At 67.5% G+C, this 13,003-nt stretch carries 11 protein-coding genes and 4 pseudogenes; 11 read left to right on the forward strand and 4 right to left on the reverse strand.

Annotated features, from left to right (window positions below; translation table 11 throughout):
• Positions 1–2: 2 nt before the first annotated feature.
• The gene (locus ACZ4UU_RS26670) at positions 3–1,217 is read left to right on the forward strand and encodes a tyrosine-type recombinase/integrase (RefSeq protein WP_471905887.1); all 1,215 of its coding nucleotides are present in this window, start codon (positions 3–5) and stop codon (positions 1,215–1,217) included.
• A gap of 125 nt (positions 1,218–1,342) precedes the next feature.
• Positions 1,343–1,831, forward strand: coding sequence for a hypothetical protein (locus ACZ4UU_RS26675; RefSeq protein ID WP_471905888.1), 489 nt, complete (start codon positions 1,343–1,345; stop codon positions 1,829–1,831).
• Between the two features lie 46 nt (positions 1,832–1,877).
• Here the strand turns inward: ACZ4UU_RS26675 and ACZ4UU_RS26680 are convergent.
• Positions 1,878–2,009 (reverse strand): annotated as a pseudogene (locus ACZ4UU_RS26680) (ATP-binding protein); the annotation flags it as partial.
• Positions 2,010–2,142: 133 nt separating this feature from the next.
• Here ACZ4UU_RS26680 and ACZ4UU_RS26685 point away from each other — a divergent pair.
• Both ACZ4UU_RS26685 and ACZ4UU_RS26690 read left to right on the forward strand, forming a co-directional pair.
• Positions 2,143–3,741 (forward strand): TIGR03086 family metal-binding protein, encoded by a 1,599-nt coding sequence (locus ACZ4UU_RS26685; protein ID WP_471905889.1) that lies wholly within the window; start codon positions 2,143–2,145, stop codon positions 3,739–3,741.
• Between the two features lie 64 nt (positions 3,742–3,805).
• Positions 3,806–4,030, forward strand: a pseudogene (locus ACZ4UU_RS26690) (ATP-binding protein); the annotation flags it as partial.
• A gap of 17 nt (positions 4,031–4,047) precedes the next feature.
• Here ACZ4UU_RS26690 and ACZ4UU_RS26695 read toward each other — a convergent pair.
• The gene (locus tag ACZ4UU_RS26695; protein ID WP_471906175.1) at positions 4,048–4,503 is read right to left on the reverse strand and encodes a 2'-5' RNA ligase family protein; all 456 of its coding nucleotides are present in this window, start codon (positions 4,501–4,503) and stop codon (positions 4,048–4,050) included.
• Here ACZ4UU_RS26695 and ACZ4UU_RS26700 point away from each other — a divergent pair.
• Complete coding sequence (locus ACZ4UU_RS26700) at positions 4,386–4,889, forward strand: hypothetical protein (protein ID WP_471905890.1); 504 nt, start codon at positions 4,386–4,388, stop codon at positions 4,887–4,889. The two genes, ACZ4UU_RS26695 and ACZ4UU_RS26700, sit on opposite strands and share 118 nt — an antisense overlap.
• On the opposite strand, the gene ACZ4UU_RS26705 is transcribed toward ACZ4UU_RS26700, so the two are convergent.
• Both ACZ4UU_RS26705 and ACZ4UU_RS26710 read right to left on the reverse strand, forming a co-directional pair.
• Entirely contained in the window at positions 4,846–5,343 is a 498-nt protein-coding gene (locus tag ACZ4UU_RS26705) for a transposase (RefSeq protein ID WP_471905891.1), read from the reverse strand. The genes ACZ4UU_RS26700 and ACZ4UU_RS26705 overlap by 44 nt on opposite strands.
• The gene (locus ACZ4UU_RS26710; protein ID WP_471905892.1) at positions 5,336–5,635 is read right to left on the reverse strand and encodes a transposase; all 300 of its coding nucleotides are present in this window, start codon (positions 5,633–5,635) and stop codon (positions 5,336–5,338) included. Before ACZ4UU_RS26710 ends, ACZ4UU_RS26705 begins: the two co-directional genes overlap by 8 nt.
• Before the next feature lie 580 nt (positions 5,636–6,215).
• Here ACZ4UU_RS26710 and ACZ4UU_RS26715 point away from each other — a divergent pair.
• The 6 genes and pseudogenes from ACZ4UU_RS26715 (at position 6,216) to ACZ4UU_RS26740 (ending at position 12,932) form a co-directional block, all read left to right on the forward strand.
• Positions 6,216–6,668 (forward strand): peptidoglycan-binding domain-containing protein, encoded by a 453-nt coding sequence (locus tag ACZ4UU_RS26715; RefSeq protein WP_471905893.1) that lies wholly within the window; start codon positions 6,216–6,218, stop codon positions 6,666–6,668.
• 84 nt (positions 6,669–6,752) lie between these two features.
• Positions 6,753–9,191 carry a glycoside hydrolase domain-containing protein gene (locus ACZ4UU_RS26720; RefSeq protein ID WP_471905894.1) on the forward strand — a complete coding sequence of 813 codons (2,439 nt, stop codon included), beginning with the start codon at positions 6,753–6,755 and terminating at the stop codon, positions 9,189–9,191.
• A gap of 1 nt (position 9,192) precedes the next feature.
• A complete protein-coding gene (locus ACZ4UU_RS26725) occupies positions 9,193–9,879 on the forward strand; it encodes a hypothetical protein (protein ID WP_471905895.1) in 687 nt (228 codons plus the stop codon).
• Positions 9,880–9,975: 96 nt separating this feature from the next.
• Positions 9,976–11,178, forward strand: a pseudogene (locus tag ACZ4UU_RS26730) (IS3 family transposase).
• Positions 11,179–11,382: 204 nt separating this feature from the next.
• Positions 11,383–11,547, forward strand: a pseudogene (locus ACZ4UU_RS26735) (pirin family protein); the annotation flags it as partial.
• A gap of 785 nt (positions 11,548–12,332) precedes the next feature.
• On the forward strand, positions 12,333–12,932 hold the full coding sequence (locus ACZ4UU_RS26740; RefSeq protein ID WP_471905896.1) for a GOLPH3/VPS74 family protein: 600 nt from the start codon (positions 12,333–12,335) through the stop codon (positions 12,930–12,932).
• Positions 12,933–13,003 lie beyond the last annotated feature (71 nt).

The raw sequence follows: 13,003 nt of genomic DNA on the forward strand, positions 1-13,003 counted from the left end.
GATTGGGACTGTGCTCGGCCTGCTGGCAAAAGCACCCCGGCCGTCCCTTCATCCGCGGGGAACACCTCCGCGACCGGCTCGACGATCCGCCCTCCTGGCTGGGGGACTTCGTCGCTCATGTCGCCGCCCGGCACTGCACCGCCAGAGCCTGCGGCTTCGTCACAGACCTCGGCCGACTGCTGGAAGACGGGCACTCCACCTCGCCCCAGGCCCTGCTGGAAAGATCCCGCAGGCCCGGACGGTCGATGGGCTCCTTCGCCCGCGCACTCGAGGACTTCTTCACCCTCCACCACCTGGCCTTGCCCACCGACCAGGCCGAACGGCTCGCCGCTGGCCGACGGCAACGACGCATTGAGGCAGTCCCCGAAGCGTTGCGGCAAGCCGTCGCCGCCTTCAATACCTCCCGGATGCGGGCCCAGGACCGAGCCCGCCGAGCGGGCACCCGTCCTCGCAGCAATCACACTCTGGAGACGGCCCTGGCCACCCTGCGTGACCTGGCTCTCTTCCTGGTCGACGAACGGGACAAGAACGACTGGGCACTCGTCGATGTGCACGACGTCGAAGCCTTCCTGTCCACCCTGCCCAAGGGACGCAAGCGGCGGATGACTGTGCTGCGGCAGTTCTTCCGCTTCGCGCGGTCCCAGAAGATGCTGCTGGTCGACCCCACCCGTCAGATGGGCGCGAAGGAGACGAACGGCTTCCGCGGCCAGACCCTCGCCCTCGACCAGCAACGTGAGCTGTTCCGGCGGTGGACAACCGACAAGCACGTGCACCCGCATGAAGCGGTGGTGGGCATGCTCGCTCTGCTGCATGGCGCCTCCAGCTCCGAGGTGCGGATGCTGAGGATCGACGACATCGACCAGCAGGCCCATACTGTCCGGCTGGGGAAGCGGCCCCATCCCGTCCCCCTGGACCCCGCTTCCTGGGCGGTGCTGCAGCGGTGCCTGGCCCACCGTGAAGAATGGCGGACGGACAACCCGCACGTCATGGTCACCAAAGGAACGAAGGCCGGGCGGAGCCCGGCCTCAACTGCCTATCTCTCCCACGTCCTTGACGACTGCGGCTTCCCACCCCGCATGATCCGCAGCACCCGTCTCGTCGACCTGGTGAACACCATGGACCCCAAACTCGTCGCCGCGGCCTTCGGCATGGACCCGCAAGCCACTTGGATCTATCTCGCCGATCATGTCGACCCCGGGCGCCTGCCTGATCGATGAGCGCTGGCCGGCGATCGCCAGAGAGTCCGCTGGTCAGCAGACTCGTCATCCCTCAGACTCGGATGTGTGCGAGGGGCCCTCGGCGATCAGTGCAGGGAACCCGTAACCGAAGGAAGGGAACGAGGATGGCCCACCTGCGACTCGCCTGGGTCCTGTCCGGACGTGGTTGGGCCGAATGCATCGTCAGCGACCACCAGGCGGAGGCCGAAGTCACGGCCTCCTATATCACCGCTGCCCCCGAAGATCTCTTGACGGCAGTGACACGTCTGATCGCCAGCGAGACCGAATGCCGAGCACAGTTCGAGGCCGAGCCCACCGCCTTCCGATGGATCTTCTACCGTGAAGGCACCAATGTGTGGATCCGCCTACTGGAGCTGGCCCACGGCAGTGACCACGACAACACTGGGACCGAGATCTGGTCCACCCAGCAGAACATTGACGTCGTTGCCCGAGCAGTGATCCGTTGCTTTGACGAGGTTGTGAGGGAGTACGGCGAGAGCGCATACCGCGGCAAGTGGGGTGAGCACTTCCCCCGCACCGAACTCGAAGCCCTCAGGACCGCGTGGCGCGAACATCGAGACGACTGGGAATCCTCAACACCATGGAACCCGTGAAGTTTCGGCAGCACCTGGCACGGGTTCGCCGGAACATGTGCGCTTTGCTGAAGGATTCGTTGGAAGCGATGGCGACGCTGTTCTTCTCCTCCCGCTCGGTCAGCACCTGAAACAGCAGCTCAGCGCCCCGCCGGTCGAGTTCCATGTAGCCGAGTTCGTCGATGCAGAGGAGGTCGACGAACTCGGCTACATGGAACTGGACCGCCGTGTCGGCGTACGACTGTTTGTGTCCAGCCGCGTACACCGAAACGTCCCCGTGGAATCCCGCGGCGAAGGGCGGCGGAAGCCGGGTGCCTGTTGACTCTCCCTCCATGGGAGACCCAAGGGTGGAGCGCATGCACGTCGGTGCCAACACGCTCTGGAGTATCGGGGAAGTCGCGCGGAAGACCGGGCTGTCGGTGAAGCTGATCCGGCACTGGTCGGACGCCGGGGTCGTTCACCCGGCACGTCGGACTCCGGCCGGCTACCGGCTGTACGGCACCGAGGCACTGGCCCGGCTGCAGCTGGCGCAGACACTGCGAGGGCTGGGCCTGGGGCTGGCGACGATCCGGGACGTACTGGAGTGCGAGAGCACTCTGTCAGGCGTGGCCGCGACGCACATCGACGCGCTGGAGAAGCAGATCCGCACGCTGCGAACGCAGCAGGCCGTGCTGCGCTCCGTCACCCGCCGCAACACCACTGCCGAGGGGCTCACCACCATGACCGAGCTGGCGCGCATGTCCGCCGCCGAACGCCGTGCCATCATTCAGGACTTCGTCACCGACACCCTGGGAGAACTGGACGTACCCACCTACCGACGGGGCCTGCTGGCGGCCACCCCTGACCTGCCCGCCGATCCCACCGACGAGCAGGTCGACGCCTGGCTTGAACTAGGCGAACTCGTCAGGAATCCGGCTCTGCGCGCCAGTGTGCGCCGTATGGCCCACTACGCCGCCGAACACCACCCAGGCGAGCACGACGACAGCGCGTTGCGGTACGCAGAGCAGGTGACAGACGACTGGCTGCGGCGAGTGGAGACAGCGACGGCGCAGGGAATTGCCCCGGACTCGCCGGCAGCCGATCCCGTCGTCACCGCCATCGTGGCGACCTGGATCCCCACGCAGTCTGCTCCGGACGGAAAGGAGCTCGTCGACAACGCGCAGGCCAGAGGTCTCCTCCTTGAACAGCTCGAAGTCGCCTCCGACACGCACGCGGAGCGGTACTGGCAGCTGCTGTGCATCATCAACGGCTGGCCCGTCCGGCCCAGCATGGCGGCAGCCGGCCGATGGCTGACCACGGCACTGCGGACGCATCCTGAACCCGGTGTGCGAGCTGCGCGACTCGGCGAGATGTACGACGCCGGGGAGGACGCGTGGGAACCGACCGGCGTGCTCCAGGCCTGTGAAGAGGTCCTGGACGCCGTCGGCATGCTCGTCTCCGCGGTGGAGCCGGGCCAGTTCGACCGGCCGACGCCCTGCGCCGACTGGGACGTTCGCGCCCTCCTCAACCATCTGGTCTGGGAGAACCTGCTGTGGGCCGGTCTGGCCAACGGAACTCCCCGCTCCGACTTCACCGCCGACCACATCGGGGACGATCATGTCGCGGCCTTCCGTACCGCAACCCGGGCCGTGCGGTCGGCCTTCGCGCGCCCCGGCATGCTCGAGCGGCGCTACGGGCCCGCCCCCGGTCGACGGCTCGTCGAGCAGTTGGTGATCGAGATGCTGGTCCACGGCTGGGACCTGGCCCAGGCCATCGGGCACCCCTACGACACCGTTCAGCACGTCGCTGAGACGGCGCTCCCCGTCGTACGCGAGATCTACGGCGATCTGCCCCGTACTGCCGCCGGTTCCTTCGCTCCGCCGCAGCCGGTCCCCGATGACGCCGACCCTCCCGACCGTCTGGCCGCCTACCTGGGCCGCACTGTCACGTGACGAACGGCCAGCGCGACCACATTCCCGTGTACCCGCTTGAGTACGTTCGCGTGTACGCCGACACCGCCGCGGGGCTGAACTGCTGGGCCAGGTGTTAACCGAGCGGGAGGAAAGGGCGTCCGTGGCCATCGCCTCGAACGAGTCGTTCGGCGGCTGGACGAAGACCTTCACCGATCCCCGACTCTGCGCGGCGATCGTGGACCGGCTCACCTTCGGCGGCAACATCGTCGAGACCGGGACTGACTCCTACCGGCTCGCACATGCCAAGACCCAGCAGGGCAGCAGCTGACCAGTCACCAACCGGGCCTACCCCAGCGGGAAAGAGGCCCGCTGCCGCCACCGCGTCCCGTCGTGGACCAGCAAGTCGACCGCCGAGACCTGCGCGACGATGGGAAGAGCGGTGAGCAAGTCGGCCTCAGCCTTCTCCACGACGGCCTCGTCCTGGCCCTGGGCGACGGTCAGATGCGGGGCAACGTCATCGAACTGCCCACCGAACGGCGGGTTTTCCGGCCATCGCTCCGCGATCGCCTCAGTAGCTGTTGTCGTTCCGAACCTGAGGGCGGTGTTGCCGCTGGTCAGGCATAGGGCGGGTGAATCGGTGGGAGTGGTGGCGTGTTGTGTCGTCGCTCCCCGGGAGGTTGTGGATGCCGTCGGTCGTCGGACTGCTGGAAGAGTACGTGCTCGCTGCTCGTCGTCGGGTCGACGGGTTGAGTGAGGATGCCGATCGCATCCAGGCCGAGTTGGCCGCGGCCGAGCAGGAATGGCAGGAGTGGGTGATCGCTCGCCGGCGAGTGGGCACGGTCCTGGCTCCGGACGGCGGCGGCATCGCTGATGAGAAGGCCGCGCCCGGACAGGCGGCGAAGGCGAAATCGCAGGTGCCGGTGTGGCGTGAGGGACTGGCCTGGTCGGTGCTGTCGGTGGACCATCAGCGCATCCTTGAGGCTCTGGCGGACCGACACCGGCTCCATCAAGGGCCGCTGACCTGCCAGGAGTTGGCCGTGATGTTCGGTCTGGACGCGGTGCCGGCCAAGGTGGAGGCGCTGCCATCGAAGGCGAAACGCCTGGTCGCGCGGGGCTGGTTGGCCGAGCGGCAGCCGGGCCGGTTCACCCTCGCCCAAGGTGTGGCCGGGCAAGGCGGCGCGTCATGAGCAGGGTCATCGACCAGTAGATCATCGCCTCGGCGCTGGTGGTGCGGCGCTCAAAGTCGCGTGCCAGGCGGCGGGTGCGCATCAGGTGGGCGAAAAGGCGCTCGACGATCCACCGCTTGGGCAGCACCACGAAGCCGCGCATGTCGTCGCTGCGTTTGACGATCGCGAGGACCAGGGCGAGCATGGCCAGGCAGTACTCGACGAGGGGGCCGGTGTAACCGCCGTCGGCCCAGACCAGCTCCAACTGGTACTGGGCGGCGGCGACCTGCCCGAGCAGGACCTGGGCGGCGGCGCGGTCGCCGGTGTCCGCGGCGGTGACCATCACGCCCAACAGCAGACCGAGGGTGTCGACCACGACGTGCCGCTTGCGCCCGTTGATCAGTTTGCCGCCGTCGAAGCCGCGACTGTCCGATCCGACGACGGCATCCGCTTTGACGGACTGCGAGTCAATCACGCCGGCCGTCGGCTCCGTGTCGCGCCCCTCTCTCGCGGATCCTTGCGCGCAGCCGGTCGTGGAACTCCTTGACCAGGGCGTGGTCACGCCAGCGGCGGAAGAATGCGTATGCCCGGTCCCACGGCGGGAAGTCGGCGGGCATCGCCCGCCACTTGATGCCGTTGTCGACGAGGTAGCGGATCGCGTCCAACATCTGCCGGTGGCAGTACGCCTCCGGCTGCCCGCCCCGGCCGCGCAGCCAGCCGGGCACCGGCAGCAGCGGCCGGACCACGGCCCACTCCGCGTCCGTCATGTCCGAGGGATACCGCCGACCACGTTCCGGGTGATCGGCTGCGTTTCCGAACCGGTGAGCGACACAATCACACGTCGGTGCAGCCGAGTTGAAGTCCACCGGCGCGAGCGCGTACAACTGCGGCAACAGGGTCTCCTGGATCTCGGTTGGCTTCGCAACCCCGAGCTACCAAGAGACCCTGCCTTCATGCCCGCGACCAGCTGCGATCACCCGATCGAGACTCCCGTTCGACACACATCCCTCAAGATCGGAACGACAACAGCTACTCAGGCGAACCGTCCCGACATCACCCAATCAAGTTCAGTAGCGAGGCCATGGCCCCTCCGTAGGGGTGGCGGTCAGCGGGATGATGGCGCCCCATTGGGTGGGGTAGGACGCGATGACCTTCCCGACGATCCGATCAGGCATGAACGAGTGACCTGGGAAGCGATCCAGGCGGGTGTGCACCGGTGATGTCGAGCAGTCCAGCATCACACCCTGAAAAGTTCGAGGTTCCGAGCAGTCAGCTTTGCCGCGACATTCGACAGGCATCAGCCGTCGGTGGCACGACAAGCGCACCGCTCTACGGGGAGGGACCTCCATGAACTTCCGTACCACGCGCGCCTGTTTCGCCACCGCCGTGATCGGCGCGCTCGCCGCCGGCACGCTGGCGATCGGCACGTCACCCGCCGCCGCGTCCACGAGCAGCTGCAACTCGACGTACACCAGCTCCAAGAGCTTCATCGAGTGGCGCGGCGAGGCGCGCATCCCCGCCTGGAGCAACGGTACCTATCTGAGCCTCAACTGCACGATGCAGCAGGGGTCCTCGGGCTCCGAGGTGAGAGCCCTGCAGACGACCCTCAACAAGTGCTACGGCCAGTCCCTGGACGTGGACGGGGAGTTCGGTGCTCTGACGCGGGACGCGCTCAAGCGGGCCCAGGACAGGGAGGACATCGGCGTGGACGGCATCTACGGTCCGCAGACGCGCAGCGCCCTCCTCTGGTACTACAAGCCCGTCACCGCCATGGGTTCAGACGAATGCAGCCGCCTCTGATGCGATAACGCTCCCCCGCCGACGACCCGTCGCCCACCGCCACACCCCGTGACGGTGGGCGACGCACCGAACCATGGAGGACGCATGTCGGACCCGAACATCCGGGCCGTCCAGGACTGGGTCAACGCGACCTACGCGAACGCGCCCGGCTATGTGCCGTGCACACCAAACGGCAGAACGGGCTGGGAGACGGTGGACTGCCTCACTCAGGCACTCCAACACGAACTGGGGATCTCCCCGACCGTGAAGAACTTCGGGCCGGGCACGCTCGCTGCGGTGCGCGAGCGCTACCGGTTCCCCGCCAAGGAGACCAACGCCAACATCGTCCGTATCTACAGCTCCGCCCTTTGGTGCAAGGGCTATTACGGCACGGTCGATCCCGCCGTGTGGGACGCGAGGGCCCAGGACTCCCTGTCCGACGCCCTGTTCGACCTGGGCATCATTTCGACCTTCGCGGACATCGACGCCGACCTGTGGGCTCGTTTCACCCGCTCGCTGCTGCGCATGGACCAGTTCCTCCTCGTGCCGGGCGGCAAGCTCATCACCAAGCAGATCCAGCAGTACCTGAACAGCAAATACGTCAAGGAGGAGCGCATTCCCGCGATGAACCTGGTGCCGTCCGACGGCATCTACTCGCGCGATGTGCAGCAAGGCCTGATGCTGGCCATCCAGTTCGAGCTCGGCCTGGACAAGAACACCATCAACGGACACTTCGGGGACGGCACGAAGGCGGCCCTCAAGTCCTATGGCACCGGCATCCGCCTGACGGAGCCGCTGGAGCTGCTGTTCCGCTTCGCGTGCTGGTTCAACTCCCCCACCTGGGACAGCGACGGCAACGCGGTCCATTTCAACGAAGACCACGTGTTCAGCAACCAGAACGCGGCGGTCCCCACGACCTGGGTAGACGCCTTCCAGGAGTTCTCACAGCTACCCACCGGGGGGCTCGCCGGCACATTCAACTACACGACCTGGGCCCAATTGCTCGTCTCCTGCGGCGACTCCACCCGCCCCGCGCAGGGCTGCGACACCGCCGCCTACACCAGCCCCGAGCGCGCCACGGCGCTGCGGGCCGCGGACTACCGGATCATCGGCCGGTACCTGGACGAGCATCTGGAGCCCGACGACCCGTACTACATCGGCAAGGCCCTCAAGCCCGGTGAGGCGCAGGCCATCATCGACAGCGGGATGCGCCTGTTCCCGCTGTTCCAGTACAACGGCACCGTGCTGGACAACTTCAACGAGGCCAAGGGGTACAACCAGGGGCTCAAGGCCGACGAGAAGGCCAGGGAGCACGGCCTCCCGCTCGGCACCTGCATCTACTTCGCCGTGGACTACGACGCCCAGGACGAACACATCACCTCGCACGTCGTGCCCTATTTCGACGGCGTCCGCAAAGCCCTCTCCCAGAGCGGCTCCCGCTATGTCTTCGGCGTGTACGGGACCCGCAATGTCTGCGAACGCGTCTCGCGCGAGGCCGGCGCCCGCTGGTCGTTCGTCGCGGGCATGTCCTGGGGGTACTCCGGGAACCTCGGCTTCCCGATGCCGCACAACTGGTCGCTCAACCAGATCCGCGAGTACCAGTTCCAGGAAGGCTACGGCCTCGACCACAACGTCTGGCGGATCAACAGCGACGAAGGGGTGTCCAGCCTCAACTGGACCGGCCCCAACGATGAGAGCCTGCAGAAGTACATCGACTACGTGAAGCGCGTCGAGGGCGCCATCTCCGCCATGGGATCCGGACCTCCCGGGCACGCAGTGATCGACAACACTCTCGCCTTCCTGCGCTGGGGCGAACCCAATTACCGCACAGCGATATGGCAGATCGTCCTCGGCGACCCCTGGCAGGAGGTCCTGGACGCCTGCGCGGCCGCGGGCCTCGAGCCGGGCGACATGCCCACCTACTACGACCCGCGGGCGAACCACCCCATCACCCTCGCGCACTTCGGCGCCGCCACCGAGGGCCACTACGCCTACCCCGGCGGCAGCGGCACCGACGTGACGATCGGAGAAGGCTGCGGATGGGCGGGGGACATCCTCAACGCCTACACGCAGTGGCGTGAGAACCACCGCTCGATGTCCGGCAAGGACTTCTGCATCCAGGTCGTCGGATCCGCCACGGTGGAATCCCGGTTCGGCAGTGACAACCTCATCGCCGACGTCGACGCCTACAACATCTCCCAGTATCTGCACGGCACGGACGGCGAGAACGGCAGCAACGACGACGACAGGCTGCTGTCCGACGCCCTGTTCACGTATCACTTCTGGGATGGACCGAACCGCTCGGCGAAACGGTTCACCCACTTCTTCGAGAACCGGTTCGGCAACAGCCCCAGCGCGTTCCGGACGACCGTGCGGAACATCCTGCTGGATTCCCGCTGGTCCGGGTCCGCGTTCGACTTGGGCAAGGGCAATTTCCTGCCCGCGGACAAAGAGCAGTGGCCGGACAAGATTCCCTCGGACGAGCTCACCTCGTTCATCGAGGGAATGCTCACCGTGTTCGTCAAGCGTATAGAAGGGGAATAGCATGCGCCGCACCCTCACCCGCCGGGGTGTCCTCGCCGCCGGCGCAGGCGCCGTCGCCGCTTGGATCGGACAGACCGCGTCGGCCGCCGCCGCGCCCCACGCGCCGTCCGCACAGCAGGCCGCGTGGACCAAGGAGAGATCCGCGAACGGCTGGACCATCGATCCCGGTGCCGTCAGCAGGCATCAGGTGGAGGGGTCGTCGGCTGCCGTGGAGCTGCGGGACGGGCCCGTGGCCGCTGTGCTGCTGCACGTAGCGCGCCGCTGGCACTACGAGATCGCGCCCCTCGACACCGGGGAGGGCGGCGGTGTCAGCGGGCACACCACACGGCGGGCAGTCGCCGCCGCGTATGAGTCGAACTATCTCTCAGGGACGGGCCTGTGCCTCCATCCCTCCGCGTACCCGCTCGGCGGGTCCGAAGGGCTGTGGCCGCACCACGAGTTGATCGTGCGGGACATTCTCCTGGACTGCGAAGGCACGGTCGTGTGGGGTGGGGACCTCTCCCCCGTGAAGCCGTCCCACTTCCACGTCGCCGTGGGGCCGAAGAGCCCGGAGCTTGCGCGGGTCGCCGAGCGGCTGTCGCCACCGCCCGGCGCCCTGCGGGCCGCTGTGGCGGGGGCGGCCGAAGATCCCGCCAAGCCCGCCCGGCGCGTCAAGGCACGCCGCCTTGAACGCGCCCAGAACAACTGACCCAAGCACGGGGGAGATCAGTCGGGCCATCACCCCTGATCTTGGACACTCGAGATAGTGGATCTTGAGGATCTGAGAGATGGACGTGTCGTGGTCATGAAGCACTACCCGCCGGAGTTCAAGGCGGACGCGGTCGCGCTGTACGAGTCGCGGCCCGAGGCGACGATCAAGCAGATCGCACCGCGGATCTGGGGGTCAATCTGGAGACGCTGCGGAACTGGATCCGGGCGGCCGGAGCCGGCCGCCCGCGGGGCCGTCGGGCGGCGGATCCGCCGGCAGTTCCGGTGGTCCTGTCGGCGCTGGAGGCCGAAGTCGCCGCCTTGCGGCGGGAGAACGCCGAGTTGAAGAAGGAACGCGAGGTCCTGCGCAAGGCGGCCCGGTATTTCGCCTCGGAGACGGGCTGGTGAACCGCTGCCAGTTCGTTGAGGATCATCAGCGTCGTTACGGCGTGAAGCGGTTGTGCCGCATCCTGGGAATCGCTCGCTCCAGCTTCTACTACTGGCGGCGGACCGCACCCGCCCGCGCGGCCCGCCGGGCAGCCGACACCCAGTTCGCCGCCCGGATACGCACGATCCACCGGGCTTCGGACGGCACTTACGGCGTTCCCAGGATCACCGCCGAACTCCGCGAGGACGGCGAGCGCGTGAACCACAAGCGCGTCGCCCGAGTCATGAAGGCGATCGGGCTGGCGGGGCTACGCCTGCGCAGGAAGCACCGCACCACCATCCCGGACCGCGCCGCGGCGAAGATGCCGGACCTGATCGGCCGCGACTTCACCGCGGCCCAGGTGAACCGCAAGTACGTTGGCGATATCACGTATCTGCCGCTGGCCGGTGGGAAGTTCCGTTATCTCGCGACCGTGATCGATCTCTGCTCGCGCCGCCTGGCGGGCTGGGCGATCGCCGACCACATGCGCGCTGACCTTGTCGTCGAGGCTCTGAACGCGGCGGAGCGGACCCGCGGCAGCCTCGTCGGCGCGATCATGCACACGACCACGGGGCCCAGTACTGCAGCCGGGCCTTTGCCGACGCCTGCCGCCGGGCGGGCGTTACCCAGTCCATGGGCACCGTCGGCAGCAGCGCGGACAACGCGCTCGCCGAGTCGTTCAACGCGACCTGCAAACGCGAGACCCTCCAGGGCCGCCGGGCCTGGGACACCGAGCGCGAGGCCCGCCTGGACCTCTTCCGCTGGCTGCACCGCTACAACACCGTCCGACGCCACTCACATCTCGGGCACCGCAGCCCCAGCGCCTACGAACGAGCACTCCGAACAACAACTACGCTGACCGAAGCCGCATAACCCGTGTTCAGGATCAGGGGTCAAGGCCCGACACCTCGACCACCGCGACCGCGGATGCTCACACTCCTTGAAAACGAACCCATCCCACGAACCAGGGCAGTGGAACTCACGGTTGCAGACTCCTTCAGGACCGATGCTGACAGTTTGCTAACCGTCAGCGGTCCGGAACGCTGCTGACCTGCGCTAATGTGCGCAGGATCCGCTATGTTCTGGAACTGGATCGGACGGACCCAGGAAGAGATCGTGCAGGCTCGTTGGGACTGGATGGAAGGGGCGCGGTTCGGGGAGGTGAAGGGGTACGACGGGGCTCCGCTGCCCGCACCGGAACTGCCGCCGGTGCCGTTGAAGCCACGGGGGAGAGTGCGCTGACCTGCGGAAACGCGTCAGTGTTGGTGGTCGCAGGGCGGAAGGTGGTCGGTAATTCTCACCGTCTTCCACCTGCTTGCCGGGAGGCGTCCAAAACGGCCGGCTGGCTCAGGCCGGTGCGGTTGGCAATTCCACGGTGTGGCTGTCTGTGGGCGGCTGTGGCAAGACTCTTGCTGACCTAATGCTGACTTTGCTGACACCTCGTCAGGCTCGGGTGAGGGGATCTTTTCCCAGCTTCGGCGCTTGCGCAGGCGTTTGCAGGTTCGGTGGTGCCGGGACCGATGCTGACCTGGCTGGCGGTGGAGTCAGGCGTTGCGGAGGGACGGCGTCGCTCACACTGCTGCCTTGTTGAGGTTCCACAAGATTCCGTTGTCGCCGCTGTCTCTCGGCAGCGCGGCAGCGGGCTGACGTCGAGTTGGTGCGGGCTGCTGAGCACTTTCCCGTTGCCGACGTTCGCCGTGACGTCGCCGCTGGGAAGTCGGTACGCACGACAAAGGCTTCCAACGTGCACGGGAGTTGGTCCATACGCGGACGGTGCCGCCCACCCGGTGACCGATCCGGCCCGGGCGCGGGGCCACCACCAAGGGCGTGTGCGCCTGCCGGTGGAAGGCGTACGCGTCCTGTCCGGACAGGGGCGGTCTCGGGCCCTGCGGGGAAGTCCGCGCCACGGCGGGCGTCCGGGCACCGGACGCCGTGGACGGGAGATACTCGTGCCGACGAGCCGCTCCCGGCCGCGAGCCCCGGCCGGCGGGCCGGGCCACAGTCGATATCTCCGAGGGGAGCCGTTCATGACAACGGCGAAAGACCTGTTCATCATCGCCATGGACCTGGAACGTTCCGTAGGACAGGGCGACCTGTCCCTCGCTCTCGCGGGAGCCGAGCTGATCGATCTCATCGGCGCGGGGACGGTCGCCGTGGATGGCGACCGCATCGTGCCCGGTGGACCACCGACACCGGACGACCGCCTCATGGGCGAGGCCGCCGCCGCGCTCACTCGGCAGGCGCCCTACGAGCGGATCGAGGACTGGCTGTGGCGCCGGGGCCGTAACCTCTCGGACGCGTACCAGGCCGCGCTGGAGGAGAACGGTGAGCTGAAGCCGCAGCGAAGCGGCCGGTTGTCCTTCGGTACGAAACGCGTGGAACCGGTCGACACACCCGCGCGCCGGCGTGCGGCCGAGCGCTGGGACCAGCAGGAACCCGTGCTGGCTGCCCTCGCCGCGGTCGTGGGCGTCGGCGAGGAAGAATCCGACGACGAGGCCGGCTTCGACGATGAGGCGGTGACGACCGTGGTCGCCGCCGTCCACGACGCGGTGATGGAACTGGAGGCCGTACGCCAGAGGCGGACCATCGAGAGCTCGGCCTTCGCCAATCTCTGGCGCGGACCGTGAGCCCGGCCCGTTCTCGTCTCGTGTCCTCATGGCGGAACGGCCTCGGGTTCTGACAGCGTCATACGGTCGTC

The organism is Streptomyces sp. NPDC028907 (assembly GCF_055564995.1).

Coding starts and splice junctions, on each gene's coding strand:
- ACZ4UU_RS26675 (WP_471905888.1), top strand. CDS start 1,343: ATGGCCCACCTGCGACTCGCCTGGGTCCTGTCCGGACGTGGTTGGGCC.
- ACZ4UU_RS26685 (WP_471905889.1), top strand. CDS start 2,143: ATGGGAGACCCAAGGGTGGAGCGCATGCACGTCGGTGCCAACACGCTC.
- ACZ4UU_RS26700 (WP_471905890.1), top strand. CDS start 4,386: ATGCCGTCGGTCGTCGGACTGCTGGAAGAGTACGTGCTCGCTGCTCGT.
- ACZ4UU_RS26710 (WP_471905892.1), bottom strand. CDS start 5,635: ATGACGGACGCGGAGTGGGCCGTGGTCCGGCCGCTGCTGCCGGTGCCC.
- ACZ4UU_RS26715 (WP_471905893.1), top strand. CDS start 6,216: ATGAACTTCCGTACCACGCGCGCCTGTTTCGCCACCGCCGTGATCGGC.
- ACZ4UU_RS26720 (WP_471905894.1), top strand. CDS start 6,753: ATGTCGGACCCGAACATCCGGGCCGTCCAGGACTGGGTCAACGCGACC.
- ACZ4UU_RS26725 (WP_471905895.1), top strand. CDS start 9,193: ATGCGCCGCACCCTCACCCGCCGGGGTGTCCTCGCCGCCGGCGCAGGC.
- ACZ4UU_RS26740 (WP_471905896.1), top strand. CDS start 12,333: ATGACAACGGCGAAAGACCTGTTCATCATCGCCATGGACCTGGAACGT.